Origin of the sequence: Paraburkholderia dipogonis, assembly GCF_046027395.1 — a bacterium.
Lineage (GTDB): Bacteria > Pseudomonadota > Gammaproteobacteria > Burkholderiales > Burkholderiaceae > Paraburkholderia > Paraburkholderia dipogonis_A.
In genome coordinates, this window is the sequence record NZ_JAQQEG010000011.1 from 1 (window position 1) to 15,641 (window position 15,641).

At 63.7% G+C, this 15,641-nt stretch carries 14 protein-coding genes; 7 read left to right on the forward strand and 7 right to left on the reverse strand.

Going from position 1 to position 15,641, the window contains the following annotated elements:
• Window positions 1-80 precede the first annotated feature (80 nt).
• Complete coding sequence (gene murU / locus PQR32_RS12835) at window positions 81-797, reverse strand: N-acetylmuramate alpha-1-phosphate uridylyltransferase MurU (RefSeq protein ID WP_408226748.1); 717 nt, start codon at window positions 795-797, stop codon at window positions 81-83.
• 3 nt (window positions 798-800) lie between these two features.
• Window positions 801-1,892 carry an aminoglycoside phosphotransferase family protein gene (locus PQR32_RS12840; RefSeq protein ID WP_408226751.1) on the reverse strand — a complete coding sequence of 364 codons (1,092 nt, stop codon included), beginning with the start codon at window positions 1,890-1,892 and terminating at the stop codon, window positions 801-803.
• 222 nt (window positions 1,893-2,114) lie between these two features.
• Here PQR32_RS12840 and PQR32_RS12845 point away from each other — a divergent pair, with 222 nt between their 5' ends.
• The 4 genes from PQR32_RS12845 to rsmA all read left to right on the forward strand — a co-directional run bounded on the left by PQR32_RS12845 (window position 2,115) and on the right by rsmA (window position 7,904).
• The gene (locus PQR32_RS12845) at window positions 2,115-4,481 is read left to right on the forward strand and encodes an LPS-assembly protein LptD (protein ID WP_408226754.1); all 2,367 of its coding nucleotides are present in this window, start codon (window positions 2,115-2,117) and stop codon (window positions 4,479-4,481) included.
• Window positions 4,482-4,560: 79 nt separating this feature from the next.
• Window positions 4,561-5,922 carry a peptidylprolyl isomerase gene (locus tag PQR32_RS12850; RefSeq protein WP_408226756.1) on the forward strand — a complete coding sequence of 454 codons (1,362 nt, stop codon included), beginning with the start codon at window positions 4,561-4,563 and terminating at the stop codon, window positions 5,920-5,922.
• A 5-nt stretch (window positions 5,923-5,927) separates the two neighbouring features.
• On the forward strand, window positions 5,928-6,938 hold the full coding sequence (gene pdxA, locus PQR32_RS12855; protein ID WP_408226759.1) for a 4-hydroxythreonine-4-phosphate dehydrogenase PdxA: 1,011 nt from the start codon (window positions 5,928-5,930) through the stop codon (window positions 6,936-6,938).
• A gap of 135 nt (window positions 6,939-7,073) precedes the next feature.
• A complete protein-coding gene (gene rsmA / locus PQR32_RS12860; protein WP_132376049.1) occupies window positions 7,074-7,904 on the forward strand; it encodes a 16S rRNA (adenine(1518)-N(6)/adenine(1519)-N(6))-dimethyltransferase RsmA in 831 nt (276 codons plus the stop codon).
• A gap of 31 nt (window positions 7,905-7,935) precedes the next feature.
• Here rsmA and PQR32_RS12865 read toward each other — a convergent pair whose 3' ends face one another.
• Window positions 7,936-8,871: a DMT family transporter gene (locus tag PQR32_RS12865; protein ID WP_408226763.1), complete on the reverse strand. Its 936-nt coding sequence runs from the start codon at window positions 8,869-8,871 to the stop codon at window positions 7,936-7,938.
• A 267-nt stretch (window positions 8,872-9,138) separates the two neighbouring features.
• On the opposite strand from PQR32_RS12865, the gene PQR32_RS12870 reads away from it, so the two are divergent.
• The 3 genes from PQR32_RS12870 (at window position 9,139) to PQR32_RS12880 (ending at window position 11,159) form a co-directional block, all read left to right on the forward strand.
• Window positions 9,139-10,260 (forward strand): porin, encoded by a 1,122-nt coding sequence (locus PQR32_RS12870; protein ID WP_408226766.1) that lies wholly within the window; start codon window positions 9,139-9,141, stop codon window positions 10,258-10,260.
• 87 nt (window positions 10,261-10,347) lie between these two features.
• On the forward strand, window positions 10,348-10,734 hold the full coding sequence (gene gloA, locus PQR32_RS12875; RefSeq protein WP_408226769.1) for a lactoylglutathione lyase: 387 nt from the start codon (window positions 10,348-10,350) through the stop codon (window positions 10,732-10,734).
• A gap of 26 nt (window positions 10,735-10,760) precedes the next feature.
• A complete protein-coding gene (locus PQR32_RS12880; RefSeq protein WP_408226772.1) occupies window positions 10,761-11,159 on the forward strand; it encodes a hypothetical protein in 399 nt (132 codons plus the stop codon).
• Window positions 11,160-11,230: 71 nt separating this feature from the next.
• On the opposite strand, the gene PQR32_RS12885 is transcribed toward PQR32_RS12880, so the two are convergent.
• The 4 genes from PQR32_RS12885 to glyS are packed head-to-tail and all read right to left on the reverse strand — an operon-like array spanning window position 11,231 to window position 15,641.
• The gene (locus PQR32_RS12885; RefSeq protein ID WP_408226775.1) at window positions 11,231-12,133 is read right to left on the reverse strand and encodes a M48 family metallopeptidase; all 903 of its coding nucleotides are present in this window, start codon (window positions 12,131-12,133) and stop codon (window positions 11,231-11,233) included.
• 44 nt (window positions 12,134-12,177) lie between these two features.
• Window positions 12,178-12,936, reverse strand: coding sequence for a lysophospholipid acyltransferase family protein (locus PQR32_RS12890; protein WP_408226778.1), 759 nt, complete (start codon window positions 12,934-12,936; stop codon window positions 12,178-12,180).
• 40 nt (window positions 12,937-12,976) lie between these two features.
• Complete coding sequence (gene gmhB / locus PQR32_RS12895) at window positions 12,977-13,531, reverse strand: D-glycero-beta-D-manno-heptose 1,7-bisphosphate 7-phosphatase (RefSeq protein ID WP_408226781.1); 555 nt, start codon at window positions 13,529-13,531, stop codon at window positions 12,977-12,979.
• Window positions 13,532-13,541: 10 nt separating this feature from the next.
• Window positions 13,542-15,641: a glycine--tRNA ligase subunit beta gene (gene glyS, locus PQR32_RS12900; protein WP_408226783.1), complete on the reverse strand. Its 2,100-nt coding sequence runs from the start codon at window positions 15,639-15,641 to the stop codon at window positions 13,542-13,544.

A 15,641-nucleotide genomic window follows, 5' to 3' on the forward strand; every position in this document is an offset into this window, starting at 1 on the left:
CGCCGAACGCCGAACGCCGAACGCCGAACGCCGAACGCCGAACGCCGAACGCCGAACGCCGAACGCCGAACGCGTCGCGCTCAACGCGAGCGCAAACGCTGATCGAGTTCGCCCAACTGCGCCGGCGTGCCGACGTTCTCCCACAAGCCCTCATACAACTCTCCGCTCGCGAGACCGCGTCCGATTGTGTCGCGGTAATACGGCGTGAGTGCGCGCCGCGTGCCGCGCGGCAGATCGCGGAACATGCGCGTGTCGTAGAGACCGATATTGCCGAACGTGAAGCGAGGCTGGGCGTCGAGCGAGAGCGTGCCGCCGTCCACCAGACCAAAGTCGCCATTCGGATGAAACGCCGGGTTCGGCACCATCACCAGATGCATGCCCGGTTCGGGCAACGCCTGCAATTTTTCGACGTGCGCATTCAACGTGGCGTAATCGAAATCGGCGTACACATCGCCGCTGACCGCGACGAACACTTCGCTCGCGCGGTCATCCTCGAGCAGCGGCAACGCCTGCACGATGCCGCCTGCCGTCTCCAACGCCTCGCGCTCGGCCGAGTAGCGCAACTCGACTTGCCAGCGCGAGCCGTCGCCGAGCGTGGCTTCGATCTGCTCGCCGAGCCACGCGTGATTGATCACAATGGTTCGAAAACCCGCCTGCGCGAGCCGTTCGATCTGCCACACGATCAGCGGTTTGCCGCCCACGTCGAGCAAAGGCTTGGGGCATGTGTCGGTCAACGGACGCATGCGCTCGCCGCGGCCCGCGGCGAAAATCATCGCTTTCTTCAGGGACATCGTCATCGGTCAGAAGGTGTAGCCGACTTCATTCGCGCGGCCTTCGAGATCGTCGAGCAGCTTCGCGAACGGACGCAGCGGTGCATAGCGCTCGGCAACCTTGCGCGCATAGCCGATGAAACGCGGCAGGTCCTTCATGTAGTGCGGTTTGCCGTCGCGGTAGTTGATCCGGCAAAAGAGACCGAGCACCTTGATGTGCCGTTGCAGACCCATCCACTCGACCTGGCGGTAGAACTCGCCGAAATCGGGATCGACCGGCAAGCCGGCTTTTTTCGCGCGTTCCCAGTAGTACACGAAGCAATCCAGCTCGAACTCTTCGTCCCAGCTCAGGAACGCGTCGCGTAACAGCGAGGCGACGTCGTAAGTGATCGGGCCGTAGACCGCGTCCTGGAAGTCCAGCACGCCCGGGTTCACAGGGTTCGGCTCGGCGGCAATCATCAGATTGCGCGGCATGAAATCACGCAGCATGAACACCTGCGGCTGCGCGCGGGCGCTCGCGATCAGCAGCGCGAACGTGCGATCGAGCACGCCGCGGACTTTTTCGTCCGCTTTTTCGTCCGTCCCGCGGCCTAGGTGTCGGCCGAGGAACCACTCCGGCATCAATTCCATCTCACGGCGCAGGAAGGCTTCGTCGAACGGCGGCAGCACGTCTTCGCGCGAGGTGAGTTGCCAGCGGATCAGCGCGTCGAGCGCGTCGCGCATCAGCGCGCGGGCGCGGCGCGGGTCGTCGGTGTTTTGCGCTTCGGTCAGCGCGCCGAGGTAAGAAGCGGTGCCCAGATCGGTGACGAGCATGAAGCCGGCCTCGAAATCGACCTCCAGCACGCGCGGCACGTTCACGTCCGCGGCCGCGAGCAACTGCGCGACCTGCACGAATTCGCGGCACTTTTCGGGCGGCGGGGCATCGACGGCGATCAGCGTGCCGTTGCTTTCGCCTTCCGCCGCCTTACCGGCCAGGCGGAAATAGCGGCGAAAACTGGCGTCGGACGAAGCCGGGGCAAGTGTGTCGAGCTCGAGCGCATAGCGCGCCACGTGGCCTTTCAGCCAGGCTTTGAGCAGTTCGAGACGGGTATCGGTGGAGTCTTGGGGTGGGGGCAGCGTCATGAAAACCGGCGGCAAATTCAGAGGGGCAACGTCTTGCCATATAATACCCCACGACTTTTTTGACGCGACTCACGCCAGCTTTCGCGTATTCCGCTTTACCGCCCGCCTCATCGTTCGACAGATTGTAAATATTGATGTGCAGCCGACTGTCACGGTCGGGGTGTGCAGGCGGTGGACCGTGACTGCAGATGCTGACGGACGAGCCGATTCGCCAAACGATACATGCCGCCTAGACAGCTTTCCCAAACGACTCCCTCTTGTGCTGTTGTGCCGCGCAAAAGGCGGCTCGTCGCGGCGTTGATCGCCGTTCCGGGCCTGATGCCCGCGCTTGCGCACGCCCAGCTGGTGGGGGAAGCCGCGCAGCCGCAACCTATCGACGCGCCGTGGGGCATGCAGCTTGCCCCGCAGTTGCAAGAACGTCCGCTGCAGCCGGGCCAGAAGCCGGCCACGTTCGTGCTCGGCGACACGACCACCGGCACCTCAGACCAGGACATGGCCGCCAAGGGCGCGGCCGAGGTGCGGCGCAATACGGTCGTGATCAAGGCCGACGCGCTGCATTACGACCAGGACACGGATATGGCCGACGCGTACGGCCAGGTCCACGTGGTCAACAACGGCAATTCGTTCGTCGGCCCGGAAGCGCACGTGCGCGTGGATTCGAGCGAAGGCTTCATGACCGCGCCGAAGTACCACTTCAACGTAACGGGCGGCTCGGGCAGCGCGGAGCGCGTCGACCTGCTCGACAACGAGCGCTCGGTCTTCACGAAGGGCACCTACACGGCCTGCGCGTGCGCGGACGATCCGGCCTGGTACATCAAGGGCAGCGAGTTCGATTTCGACACTGGCGCGGACGAAGGCGTCGCCTACAACGGCGTGCTGTTCTTCCAGGGCGTGCCGGTGTTCGCCTCGCCCTGGCTGTCGTTCCCGCTCTCGGGCGAGCGGCGCAGCGGGATCCTGCCGCCCACGTTCTCGCTGAGTTCGTCGAACGGCTTTGAACTGTCGGTGCCGTATTACTTCAACATCGCGCCGAATCGCGATCTGACGCTCACGCCGCGTCTGATCTCCAAGCGCGGTGTGCAGACGCAGGCATCGTTCCGTTATCTTTCGCCCACGTATTCCGGCTCGATCACCGGCGAATTCCTGCCGGACGACCATCTGACCAAGACCAACCGCTACGCGCTGTACATCCAGCACAACCAGAACTTCGGCAACGGGTTCGGCGGCTACATCTACTACAACAAGGTTTCGGACAACACCTATCCGGAAGACTTGTCGTCGTCGGTCAATCAGTTCATGAACGGCACCCAGCTCCTGTACCAACAGGAAGCCGGGTTGACCTACAACAACGGCCCGTGGTCCGTGCTCGCGCGCGAACAGCACTGGCAGACGCTGACGCCGTCCGTCGCGCCGTACGGCCGCGAGCCGCAGTTGAACGTGAAGTACGCGAAGTACAACGTCGGCGGCTTCGACTTCGGCGCGGAAGCCGACTACACGAATTTCCGCATCACCACCGCGGACATGACCGAAGGTCAGCGGGTGATGTTCAACCCGTACATTTCGTATTCGGTGGTCGGGCCGGGTTACTTCGTCACGCCGAAGGTGCAGTGGCACTTTGCGTCGTACAACCTGCGCAATATCGGCGACGATGTGCCGATCGGCACGCCGAAGAATTTCACCGAATCGATCCCGACGCTGACGTTCGACACGGGCCTGATCTTCGACCGTTCGGTGCGGATTTTCGGCGAGGATTACATCCAGACGCTCGAGCCGCGCCTGTACTACGTGTACACGCCGTTCCGCAATCAGGAATCCGCGCCGCTGTTCGACACCGCCGACTCCGACTTTGGGCTGGCGGAAATCTTCACGCCGAACACCTTCGTCGGCAACGACCGGATCGCCGACGCGAACCGTCTGACGGCCGCTCTCACCACGCGCTTCATCAACGCGGCGACGGGCGACGAACGGGCGCGATTCGTGATCGCGCAGCAGTATTACTTCCAGGACCAGCGCGTCACGCTGCAGCCTACCCAGAGCAGCGCGCAGGCCACGCATTCGGACCTGATCGCCGGGGCGTCGTTCAAGCTCGGCGCCGGTTTCGCTTCGGAAACGGCGTTCCAATATAATGCCGACAACAACCAGTTGGTAAAGACGAGCGTCGGCTTCGGGTTCAGTCCGGCCACCGGCAAGGTGATCAACGTCGCGTACCGCTACACGCGCGCGAACACCACGCTGGACAACCAGCCGATCAATCAGGCGCTGATTTCGGGCCAATGGCCGCTCACGCATCGGGTGTACGGGGTAGCACGGTTCAACTACGACCTGGGCGGCCACCGGATCGTCGACGGCCTGGTCGGCCTGCAGTACGACGCCGACTGCTGGACGCTCGGCGCCGGGATCCAGCGCTACGCGAACGGTCTGAACACCTCGGGGCAGAATCAGTCGAGCACGCGGTTCCTCGCGCAGTTGACGTTCAAGGGCTTGTCGAGCGTCGACAACGGGCTGATGACCGCGTTCCGCAGCAGCGTGGCGGGCTATACGCCGTTGCCGCCGCCGCCGCCGCCGGAATCGCGGTTCACCAACTACGAATGACGCATCATTTGACGAATGACGCATCATTTATAAAGTGCGAAAAGACGGGCCAGGCGCGCCCGACATCATTGGAGTATCTGTGGCAATCATGAAAAAGCTTCGCTTGGCAACGCTTGCGGCCGGTCTTGCGGCCGCGGCGTCTTTCCTGTCGGTTGCGCCGGTGCAGGCGCAGGCGCTGGGCGGCAGTAGCGGCCAGACGGTCGACACCATTGCCGCAGTGGTCAACAACGGTGTCATCACGCGGCGCGAGCTCGACGAACGCATGAGCCTGATCACCCGCCGCCTGAACCAGCAGAACGCGCCGGTCCCGCCGATGGACCAGCTGCGCCAGCAGGTGCTCAACCAGATGGTGCTGGAACGCATCCAGTTGCAGAAGGCCAAGGAAGACGGCATCAATATCGACGACGCCACCGTGCAAAAAACGCTCGAACGGCTTGCCGCGGCGAACAACCTGACGCTCGACGTGTACCGCTCGCGGATCGAGGCGCAAGGCGTGCCCTGGACCACGTTCACCAGCGACGCGCGCACCGAACTGACGCTCTCGCGTCTGCGCGAGAAGGAAGTGGACAGCAAGGTCACGGTGTCGGACGCCGAAGTCGCGAACTACATCGCCAGTCAGCGTGGCCCGAACGCCGGCCTGACGAGCGACCTGCATCTGCAGCACATTTTCATCAAGGCGCCGCTGAACGCGTCGGAGACCGATATCGAAGCCGCCCAGCAGAAGGCCCAGGCGCTGCTCGCCGAAGCCAAGGGCGGCGCCAATTTCGACAAGCTGGCGAAGTCCAACTCGCAGGCGCCGGATGCATCGAAAGGCGGCGATATCGGCTTCGTTTCGCCGTCCAAACTGCCGCCTGAAGTCGTCAAGGCTGTCTCGTCAATGCGTCCTGGCGAAGTCAATCCGGATCTGGTCCGCACCAACGACGGTTTCGAAATCGTGCGTCTGGTCGATCGCCGCGCGGGTCAGGGCACCAGTTCGGATGCGCCGAAGCTCGTGCAAACGCACGTGCGTCACATTCTGCTGCGCGTCGGCGACGGCATGTCGGAACCGCAAGCGCGTCAGAAGCTGCTCGAAATCAAGAATGAAATCGCCGCGGGCGGCGATTTTTCGAAATTCGCGCACACTTACTCGCAAGATGGTTCGTCGTCGCAAGGCGGCGACCTTGGCTGGATCAGCCCGGGTGAGACGGTGCCGGAATTCGAGCGCGCCATGAACAGCCTGCAGGACGGCCAGATCAGCGACCCGGTCCGCAGCGAATACGGCTACCACCTGATTCAGGTGCTGGGCCGCCGCGAATCCGAAGGTTCGGTCTCGCAGCAGATGGATCTGGCGCGCCAGGCCATCGGTCAGCGCAAGGCAGAACAGGCTTACGCCGACTGGTTGCGCGAACTGCGCGATACTGCATATGTGGAAGTGAAGCCCACACTGTCGAGCACGCAATAACTGTCATGACAAACGCCGCCCAGTCCGCCCGCCCACCGTTGCAGATCGCGATCACGACCGGCGAGCCAGCCGGCGTCGGCCCCGAATTGACGGTGCAGGCACTGGCGGGCGCGGCGGCGCATTGGCCCCACGCGCAGTTCACCGTGCTGGGCGACGCGGACCTGCTCGCCGAACGCGCGCGCGCCGTGGGTGTCGACTGGAGCGCACTGGTGGCGGACGGCAAGCGCGTGCGCCTGCAACACCGGCCGCTCGGGGCGCCTGCCGTCGCGGGCAAGCTCAACGCGGCCAATGGCCGCTACGTGCTCGATCTGCTCGACAGCGCGATCGACGGCGCGGTCGCCGGCACGTTCGACGCGATCGTCACCGCGCCGCTCCAAAAGAGCACCATCAACGATGCCGGCGTGCCCTTCACCGGCCACACCGAGTATCTCGCCGAGCGCACGCACACGCCGCAGGTGGTGATGATGCTGGCCGGCACCGGCAAGCGTCCGTTGCGCGTCGCACTGGCGACCACGCATCTGCCGCTCAAGGATGTTTCCGCCGCGCTTTCGATCGAAGGCATTGTCGAGACGCTGCGCATCATCGATCACGATTTGCGGCACCACTTCGGTTTGCCGGCGCCGCGTATTCTCGTGACGGGGTTGAATCCGCACGCGGGCGAAAACGGTTATCTGGGCCGCGAGGAAATCGAGGTCATCACGCCAGCGCTGAAACTCGCGGACGCTCAAGGCATCGACGCGCGCGGTCCGTATCCCGCCGACACGCTGTTCCAGCCGCGTTATCTGGACGAGGCCGACTGCGTGCTGGCCATGTTCCACGACCAGGGCCTGCCGGTCTTGAAGTACGCCACGTTCGGCGAAGGCATCAATGTCACGCTCGGTTTGCCGATCATTCGCACCTCGGTCGATCACGGCACCGCGCTCGATCTGGCCGGCACGGGCCGCGCTGACGCGGGCAGCCTGATCGCCGCGATCGAGACGGCGGTGTCGATGGCGCAGCACCGCCGCGCGGGCTGAGTCGGCGCTGTCGCGCGACTTCTCGCATGTATCCTGCCGCTAGCAACGTATGCGGCATGGCGAGCGCGCCAAGCAAGCGCGCGCCGCTCAGCAGGTTCCTTTTCTTAGGCAGTTCTCTTTCTTAGCGTTTCTTCGATGTCCACCAGCAGACAGCAACAGGGCCGGCACCAAGGTCATATCGCGCGCAAGCGTTTCGGTCAGAATTTTCTGGTCGACATGGGCGTGATCGATTCGATCGTCGATGTCATCCGGCCGCAACGCGGCGAGCGTATGGTCGAGATCGGGCCGGGCCTCGGCGCGCTCACCGAACCGCTGATCGAGCGTCTGGCGACGCCGGAAGCGCCCTTGCACGCCGTCGAACTGGATCGCGATCTGATCGGCCGTCTGAAGACGAAATTCGGCGGCCTGCTCGAACTGCATGCGGGCGATGCGCTCGCGTTCGACTTCGGCTCGCTGGCCGCGCCCGGCGACAAGGCGTCGCTGCGCATTGTCGGCAATCTGCCCTACAACATTTCGAGCCCACTGCTGTTTCATCTGACGTCGTTCGCGCATCGCGTCATTGATCAGCACTTCATGTTGCAGAACGAAGTGGTCGAGCGGATGGTGGCGGAGCCGGGCACCAAGGCGTTCAGCCGTCTCTCGGTGATGCTGCAATATCGCTATGTGATCGACAAGCAACTCGACGTGCCGCCCGAAGCGTTCAACCCGCCACCGAAAGTCGATTCGGCGATCGTGCGGATGATTCCATACGAGCTGCATGAACTGGCGCCGGTCGACGAGCGCGTGCTCGGCGAAGTGGTGACGGCCGCGTTCTCTCAGCGTCGCAAGATGTTGCGCAACACGCTCGCTGCGTATCGCGATTCGGTGGATTTCGAGGCGCTCGGTTTCGACCTGCAACGTCGCGCTGAAGACGTGCCGGTGGCCGAATACGTGCGCGTGGCGCAGATCGTGGCGGCCAAAGCCTAAGTGTCCTGAGCCTTAACGGCCACAGTAGGCGCTAGGTAGTCACCCGCTTCGCCGGTGCGTTGACCAGCCCGATGCCGGTCAACACCAGTGCCGCGGCCATCAGAAAGCGCAGGCTGAACGACTCGCCGAGCAGCAGCACGCCGAAGCTCACGCCGAACAGCGGCGTGAGAAACGAGAACACCGACAGGCGCGACGCGATATAGCGCGTCAGCAACCAGAACCACACCAGATAGCTGACGAACGCCACGACCACCGCCTGATACGCGAGGCTCACCACTGCCAGCGGCGTGACGGTTTCCACGTGCGCCTGGCCGAGCCAGAGCGCAAGCGCGAGCAGCACCACCGCCGACACCGTCAATTGATAGAACAGCGTCTTGCTGGCGCTCGATTGAGCGAGTCGCGTGGCGCGCACCACCACGGTGGTCGCGGCCCACGCGATGCCGGCCAACACACCGAGCGCGTCGCCCGCAACACCCGTGACCACCGAGCCGCGCGCGGCATGGCCGTGCAGGAAGCCGTCCGCGAAGGCGAGCGACATGCCCGCGAATGCCACGACGATGCCGACCCACTGGATCCGCCGCATACGCTCGCCGTCGACGAACCAGTGCAGGCCAAGCGCCGTGAAGCACGGCGCGGTGTACAGAAAGACCGCCATGCGCGACGCGCTGGTCAGCGTCAGGCCGAGAAAAATGCACACGAACTCGCTCGCGAACAGCACGCCGGCAAGCAGGCCGGCGCCCAGGGTGCCGTCGTCGCGAAAGAGCGGCGTGCCGCGTGAGCGCGCCCAGCCCCATACCAGCACCGCCGCAATCGCCGAACGCAGGCCCGCCTGAAAGACCGGCGGCAGCGCGATATTGGTGCTCTTGATCGCGACTTGCTGGAGACCCCAGATCGCGCACAGGCCGATCATCAACAGGATGGCGAAGCTATCCGGGGCGCGGCGTGCGGGCAGGGCGGAGGTGCTCATGGGCGGTGTCGAGTTGGAAACAGCTCGTACGATATCAAACCTGCCCGAGCCGCCCGCCGATGACCCCACCGCCTACGCGTGCTTCTGCCATGCCGCAAGCATTTTTGCGGGCTTGACGACGTCTGCGCTACACCCGCGCAACACCTACGTCAGACTAATTTCGCACTCTTACCGTTTCGCGCTAAGGTTCAGCCACTAACGTTTCGTCAGGACATTCAAGGCAGACGAACCTATCCGCGCGACGCGGAGCCTGTACGAGGAGAAGCTATGAAGAACGTAGGCAGGTGGGCAGCGGCCGCGGTGCCCGCGGCATTGGCGTCGTTGGGATGTCAGATGGCGCACGCGCAATCCAGCGTGACGCTGTACGGCGTGGTCGACGAAAGCGTGCGCTATCTGACCCACGCCAACAAGGCGGGCGATTCGTCGATCGGACTCGGCACCGGTGGCATGACACAAAGCCGCTGGGGGCTGAAGGGCGTCGAGGATCTCGGCGGCGGCTGGTCTACCTTCTTCAAGCTCGAAAACCGAATCTATATCAACACCGGGCAAAGCGATCCCACGCTGCCGTTCTTCAATGAAGCGCAGGTGGGCGTACGTTCGGATTCTTATGGGCAGATCATCCTCGGCCGTCAGTACAACGTCGTGATCGAAGGCGTCACGGTGGCGGGCTACGGCAGCAATTCGTGGATCCCGTACGACTTCAGTTTTCAACCTGAAATCACCATGACGGGCGGCATCTGGACCAGCAACCAGGTGCAATATCAGGCGAGATACAACGGCTTCACGTTCGCGGCGGGCTACGCGTTCGGCGGCAACGCGGGCAATGCTTATGGCAGTCAGATCGGTGCGGCCGCGGCTTATAAGCCGGTAGGCGGTCCGCTCAGCGTCGGCGGCGCGTACGAAGTGTCGAAAGATTCGGTCAACGGCGCGGCCGCGAAGACCTGGACGTTCGGCGGCTCGTACACCTGGAACCTCACGCGCTTTTCCGCCGGCTACATCGTCAATCAGAACGACGCGGGCTTTTCGAATTTCGCCAACGGCCCGTTCACCGCGCCCGTGCTGGCGGCGCTCAAATACACGGACTTTGCGCGGCGCCGCATGATCATGGGCGGCATCACGCAACAGGTCAGCAATAAGTGGCACTTCGCCGCGAACGTCTGGCGCACGCTGCAGGACGGCAAGACCGCCGCGCAGGATGGCTCGGCCTGGCAGTACCAACTGGTCGCCGACTACAACTTGTCCCGACGCACGGACGTCTATCTCGAAGGGGATTATTCGCTGTACCGCGGCGACCTGATCGGCGCGCAGTTGCAGGGCGTCAACAGCGTCGGACTCGCGCAGAAGGGCTCGCAGATCGGCTTGATGGCAGGTGTGCGGCATCAGTTCTGAGTACCGGTTCACAGGTAGCACTCTCTGCAGCGCCGCGCGATTCCGGGTACATTGACGGTCTCGTTACCACGCAACAGGGAGTGCACAATGCGCCTGCTTCACACCATGCTCCGGGTCGGCGACCTGGACCGCTCGATTGCCTTCTACACTGAACTGCTCGGCATGAAACTGCTGCGCCGCGATGATTATCCGGACGGCAAATTCACGCTGGCATTCGTCGGTTACGAAGATGAGCGCGACGGCACCGTGCTCGAACTCACCCACAACTGGGACACGCCTTCGTACGACCTCGGCACCGGCTTCGGCCACCTCGCCGTCGAAGTGGAAGACGCTTACGCCGCCTGTGACAAGATCAAGGCACAAGGCGGTGCGGTCGTGCGCGAAGCCGGCCCGATGAAACACGGCACGACCGTGATCGCTTTCGTCACGGACCCGGACGGCTACAAGATCGAGTTCATCCAGAAGAAGAAATAAGGCTGGCGGCAGGGCGAGTTCAAACAATGAATGACATCAATCCCTACTTCAAAGAACTCGACGAGATCCACGTCGAAATCGAAGCCCTGTTCGACGGTTCCGCGGACGAAGGCGCGCTGCAGCGAATCATGGCGCGCTTCGCACCGCAGTTCACGCTGGTCATGACGTCGGGCATCGCACTGGATCATGCCGGCGTGCGCGAGATTTTCTCGAAGCTGCACGGCGCGCGCCCAGGCTCGCAAATCACGATCCGCGATAAGGAGATCGTCGCTGAGTATCCGTCAGGGGCGGTGGTGAAATATCGCGAGTATCAGCGCGACAAGGCCGGCAACGCGAACGTGCGGCGCTCCACGGCGGTGATGGATCTCGACACGCACGGCAAGGTGACGTGGCGTCATCTGCAGGAAACTTTCTGCTCGGAATGAGCGGGAGTGTGTGACAAACCGGCGCTTCAGATTGAAATTGAAGCGCCGGTTTCAAGGCACGAGGAAGGGTCTTAAAGCGTCGGCAGCAATTCCGGCGGATGCGACTTCAGTGTCTGCCGCGCTTCGCGGAATTCCGGAAAAATCGATTCGACTGTTTGCCAGAAGCGCGGGCTGTGATTCATTTCACGCAGATGCGCGAGTTCGTGCGCGACGACGTAATCGATGATGGAAAGCGGGAAGTGAATCAGCCGCCAGTTCAGGCGAATCTTGCCGTCACTCGAACAACTGCCCCAACGCGTCGCCGCTGACGAGAGCGCGTACGCGCGATAGTTCACGCCCAGTTTCTCCGCGTAAATCGCGAGGCGCTCGCCGAACAGACGCTTCGCTTCGCCCTGCAACCAGCCTTGCACGCGATCCTTGATCTGCTGCGGATCCGCTTGCAAGGGCAGCGGCACTTGCAGCGCCGCATCTTCCGCGCTGAACGCGAGCATGCCTTGCGGCGCGCCGAGTTTCACACGCACGGGCTGACCGAGATACGGGACTTCGGCGCCGTCTTTCCAATCGACCTTCGGCAACGCGCGCTGTTCGACACGCGTCTGCCACTCGATCAGCTTCGTGAAAATCCAGCGCTGCTTTTCGGTGATCGCGGTTTCGATATCAGCGAGCGTGACCCAGCGCGGCGCAGTGATCGTCAGACCGGTGCTGTCGATCGCGAAGCCGATCGAGCGGCGCGCCGAACGCTTGAGCACGTAATGGAGCGTGCGTGAGCCGATCGCGAGGCTGCGCAGCTTGCTGCCATCCGGCGCGAGCGGCACGGCCGGCTGTTGGCCGCCAGGCGAGCTCTGCGAAGCCCCAGGCGTTGGTGCGGAAGGTGAAGGGGACGACGACGTCGACCCCGGCTCGGCGAAGAGCGGGAGATCGAGTTGCCGGTTATCGAGCGCCGCAGCGGGGTGTGGCGTGGGAGACTTCTGCATCGGATTCGGCTTCGCGCAAATACGCCTTCGAGGGCGTGGGCGCGTCAGATTGGTGCGGCGGCGGAACTGCTCTCCGCCGCGCGGTACGCGGTAGGATCGATGCGACGCATTTCAGCTTCGATCCACTGTTCGACGCGCGTGTTCACTTCATCGGGCGTGAGCCCCGTCGTGTCGATCGGCTTGCCGATCGACACTGTGACTATACCCGCATATTTGAGAAACGAGTTGCGAGGCCACACACGTCCTGCGTTGTGCGCGATCGGCACGACCGGCGCGCCGGTGGCGGCGGCGAAACGCGCACCGCCGGTTTTGTACTTGCCTTGCTTGCCGGTCGACGTGCGCGTGCCTTCCGGAAACATGATGACCCAGGCGCCTTCCGCCATGCGCGCCTTGCCTTGCTTGATGACCGATTCGAACGCGTACTTGCCTTCCTTGCGATCGATATGAACCATCTTCAGCATGCCGAGCGCCCAGCCGAAGAACGGCACGTACAGCAGTTCGCGCTTGAACACGTAGCACAGCGGCCGCGGCATCAGCGCCGGAAACGCCAGCGTTTCCCATGCCGACTGATGCTTGGAGAGCAGCACGGCGGGACCGTTGGGCAGGTTCTCAAACCCTTCGATGTTATAGCGGATACCGTTGAGCCAACGCACCGTATGCAGCGTCGCACGGCACCAGCCGGCGGCCATCCAGTAGCGGTTGTCGGCGCGCATGAACGGGAATGCGATGAAGCATGCAGTCGCGTACGGCACCGTGAACAGAACAAAGTAAATCAGCAGAAGCAAAGAACGAATGAAGCGCATCGGCGTGGTCAGTGAGGGATGGGGACGCGCGTTGCGCGCGTCACTCTTGAGCGTCGGCGAGGAAGTCGAGCGCGAATGCGCGCAGGTCGTCGTGCACGATCGTGCCTTCGGGCAGGCCGCCCGCCTCGAGTGTTTTGCGGCCCTTGCCGGTCAGCACCAGATGAGTCGGATGGCCGAGCGACGCGCCGGCTTGCAGATCGCGCATGGCGTCGCCGACCACCGGCGTATGTTCCGGGTCGACCTCGAAGCGCTCGGCGATCATCTTCAGCATGCCGGGCTTCGGCTTGCGGCATTCGCAATGATCTTCCGCCGTATGCGGGCAGAAGAACACCGCGTCGATGCGCCCGCCGACCGCTGCCGCCATGCGGTGCATCTTCAGATGCATTGCGTTGAGCGCGTTCATGTCGAACAGGCCGCGGCCGATGCCCGACTGGTTAGTCGCAATCGCCACGCGATAGCCGGCCTGGTTCAGGCGCGCGATGGCTTCCAGCGAGCCGGGCAGTGCAACCCATTCGTCCGGCGACTTGATGAACGCGTCTGAGTCGACGTTGATCACGCCGTCGCGGTCGAGGATCACCACTTTTTTGGTTGGCATGGCGCGGGGCTCAGGCGGCGAGTCGTGAAATATCGGCGACGCAGTTCATCTGCTGATGCAGTGCGCCGAGCAATGCCAGACGGTTGGCGCGCAACGCCGGATCTTCGGCGTTGACCATCACGTCGTTGAAGAACGTGTCGACCGGTTCGCGCAACGCGGCGAGCGCGGTCAGCGCACCCGTGTAGTCGCGTGCGGCCAGTTGCGATTGCACGCGCGGCGCGACCTGTTCGAGTTGCGCATGCAAGGCTTTTTCGGCCGCTTCGACGAGCAGCGTGATCTGCACGCCGCCGGTCGCCGCGCCTTCCGACTTCTTCAGGATGTTCGAGATGCGCTTGTTGGCCGCCGCGAGCGAGGCCGCCTCCGGCAACGCTGCGAATTCACGCACGGCATCCAGACGCGCGACGATCTCGTCGAGACGTGTGGGGTTCAGCGCCAGCACCGCGTCGATTTCGCCCGGCGCGTAGCCGCGTTCGCGCAGCAGGCCGCGCAAGCGGTCCATGCTGAATTCGTAAATGGCTTGCGTCGAATCGGCGACGTTCGGCACCGCGGCGAATTGCGCGTAAGCGGTACGCAGCAGTTCGATCAGATCGACCGGCAGTTGCTTCTCGACGAGAATGCGCAGCACGCCGAGCGCGTGACGGCGCAACGCGAACGGGTCTTTCTCGCCGGTGGGCTGCAGGCCGATGCCCCAGATGCCGACCAGCGTTTCGAGCTTGTCGGCCAGTGCGACGACAGTGCCGGTTGCGGTCGCCGGCAACGCGTCGCCGGAGAACCGCGGCTGATAGTGTTCCGAACACGCGAGCGCGACCTCTTCCGGCTCGCCGTCGTGGCGCGCGTAATACGTGCCCATCGTGCCTTGCAGCTCGGGGAATTCGCCGACCATGTCGGTGATCAGGTCGGCCTTGGCCAGACGCGCGGCGCGTTTGGCGAGCGCCACGTCCGCGCCGATCAGTTGGGCGATCGCGCCGGCCAGCGCTTCGACGCGCTCCACGCGTTGCAGCGCCGAGCCCAGCTTGTTGTGATACACGACGTTCGCGAGCAACGGCACGCGGTCCGCGAGCGGCTTCTTCTTGTCCTGCTCGAAGAAGAACTTCGCGTCGGCGAGACGCGGACGCACCACGCGTTCATTGCCTTCGACGATATCGCCCGGCGTAGACGTCTCGATGTTCGACACGATCAGGAAGCGCGAGCGCAGCTTGCCGTTCGCATCGGTCAGAGCAAAATATTTCTGGTTGGTCTGCATGGTGAGGATCAGGCATTCCTGCGGCACTTGCAGGAATTCGTCCTCGAAGCGGCACGCGTAGACCACCGGCCATTCGACCAGCGACGTCACTTCGTCCAGCAGCGATTCCGGCATCACCACCTGGTCGCCGTCGGCTTGCGCGAGCAGGTGCGTGCGGATCGTTTCCTTGCGGTCGGCGAAATTCGCCACCACGTGCCCTTTGTGCAGCAGCGTCTCGGCGTACGAATCCGCGTGCTGGATCTGCACGAAACCTTCGGAGAGGAAACGATGGCCGAGCGTGGTGTCGTCGGCGTCGATGCCGAGCGCGCTCACCGGCACGATCTGTTCGCCATGCAGCGCGGTCAGGCGATGCGCCGGACGCACGAACTGCACGTTGGTGCCGTCCGGGCGCTGATACGTCATGACCTTCGGGATCGGCAGCTTGGCGAGCGTTTCGTCGAGCGCGCTTTGCAGGCCGTCGGCGAGCGTGGCGCCGGGCGCGGCGTAGCGCAGGAAGAAGGCTTCGGCCTTGCCGTCCTGCGCGCGCTCCAGGTCGTTCACCGAAAAATCGGGGAAGCCGAGCGCGGCGAGTTTCTTGGCGAGCGGCGCGGTGGGCTGGCCGTCTTTATCCAGCGCGACGGAAACCGGCAGCACTTTTTCGCGCACATGTTTTTCCGGCGCGACCGCGCGCACGTTCTTGATCATGACGGCGAGGCGGCGCGGCGTGGCATAACGTTCGAACGACAGTTCGCCTTCGACCAGGTCGCGCGCCGCGAGGCGCTGCGCAATGCCTTCAGCGAAGGCGTCGCCCAGACGTGCGAGCGCTTTCGGCGGCAGTTCTTCGGTCAGCAGTTCGACGAGCAGGGTAGCTTGATGGGGTTGAGTCAT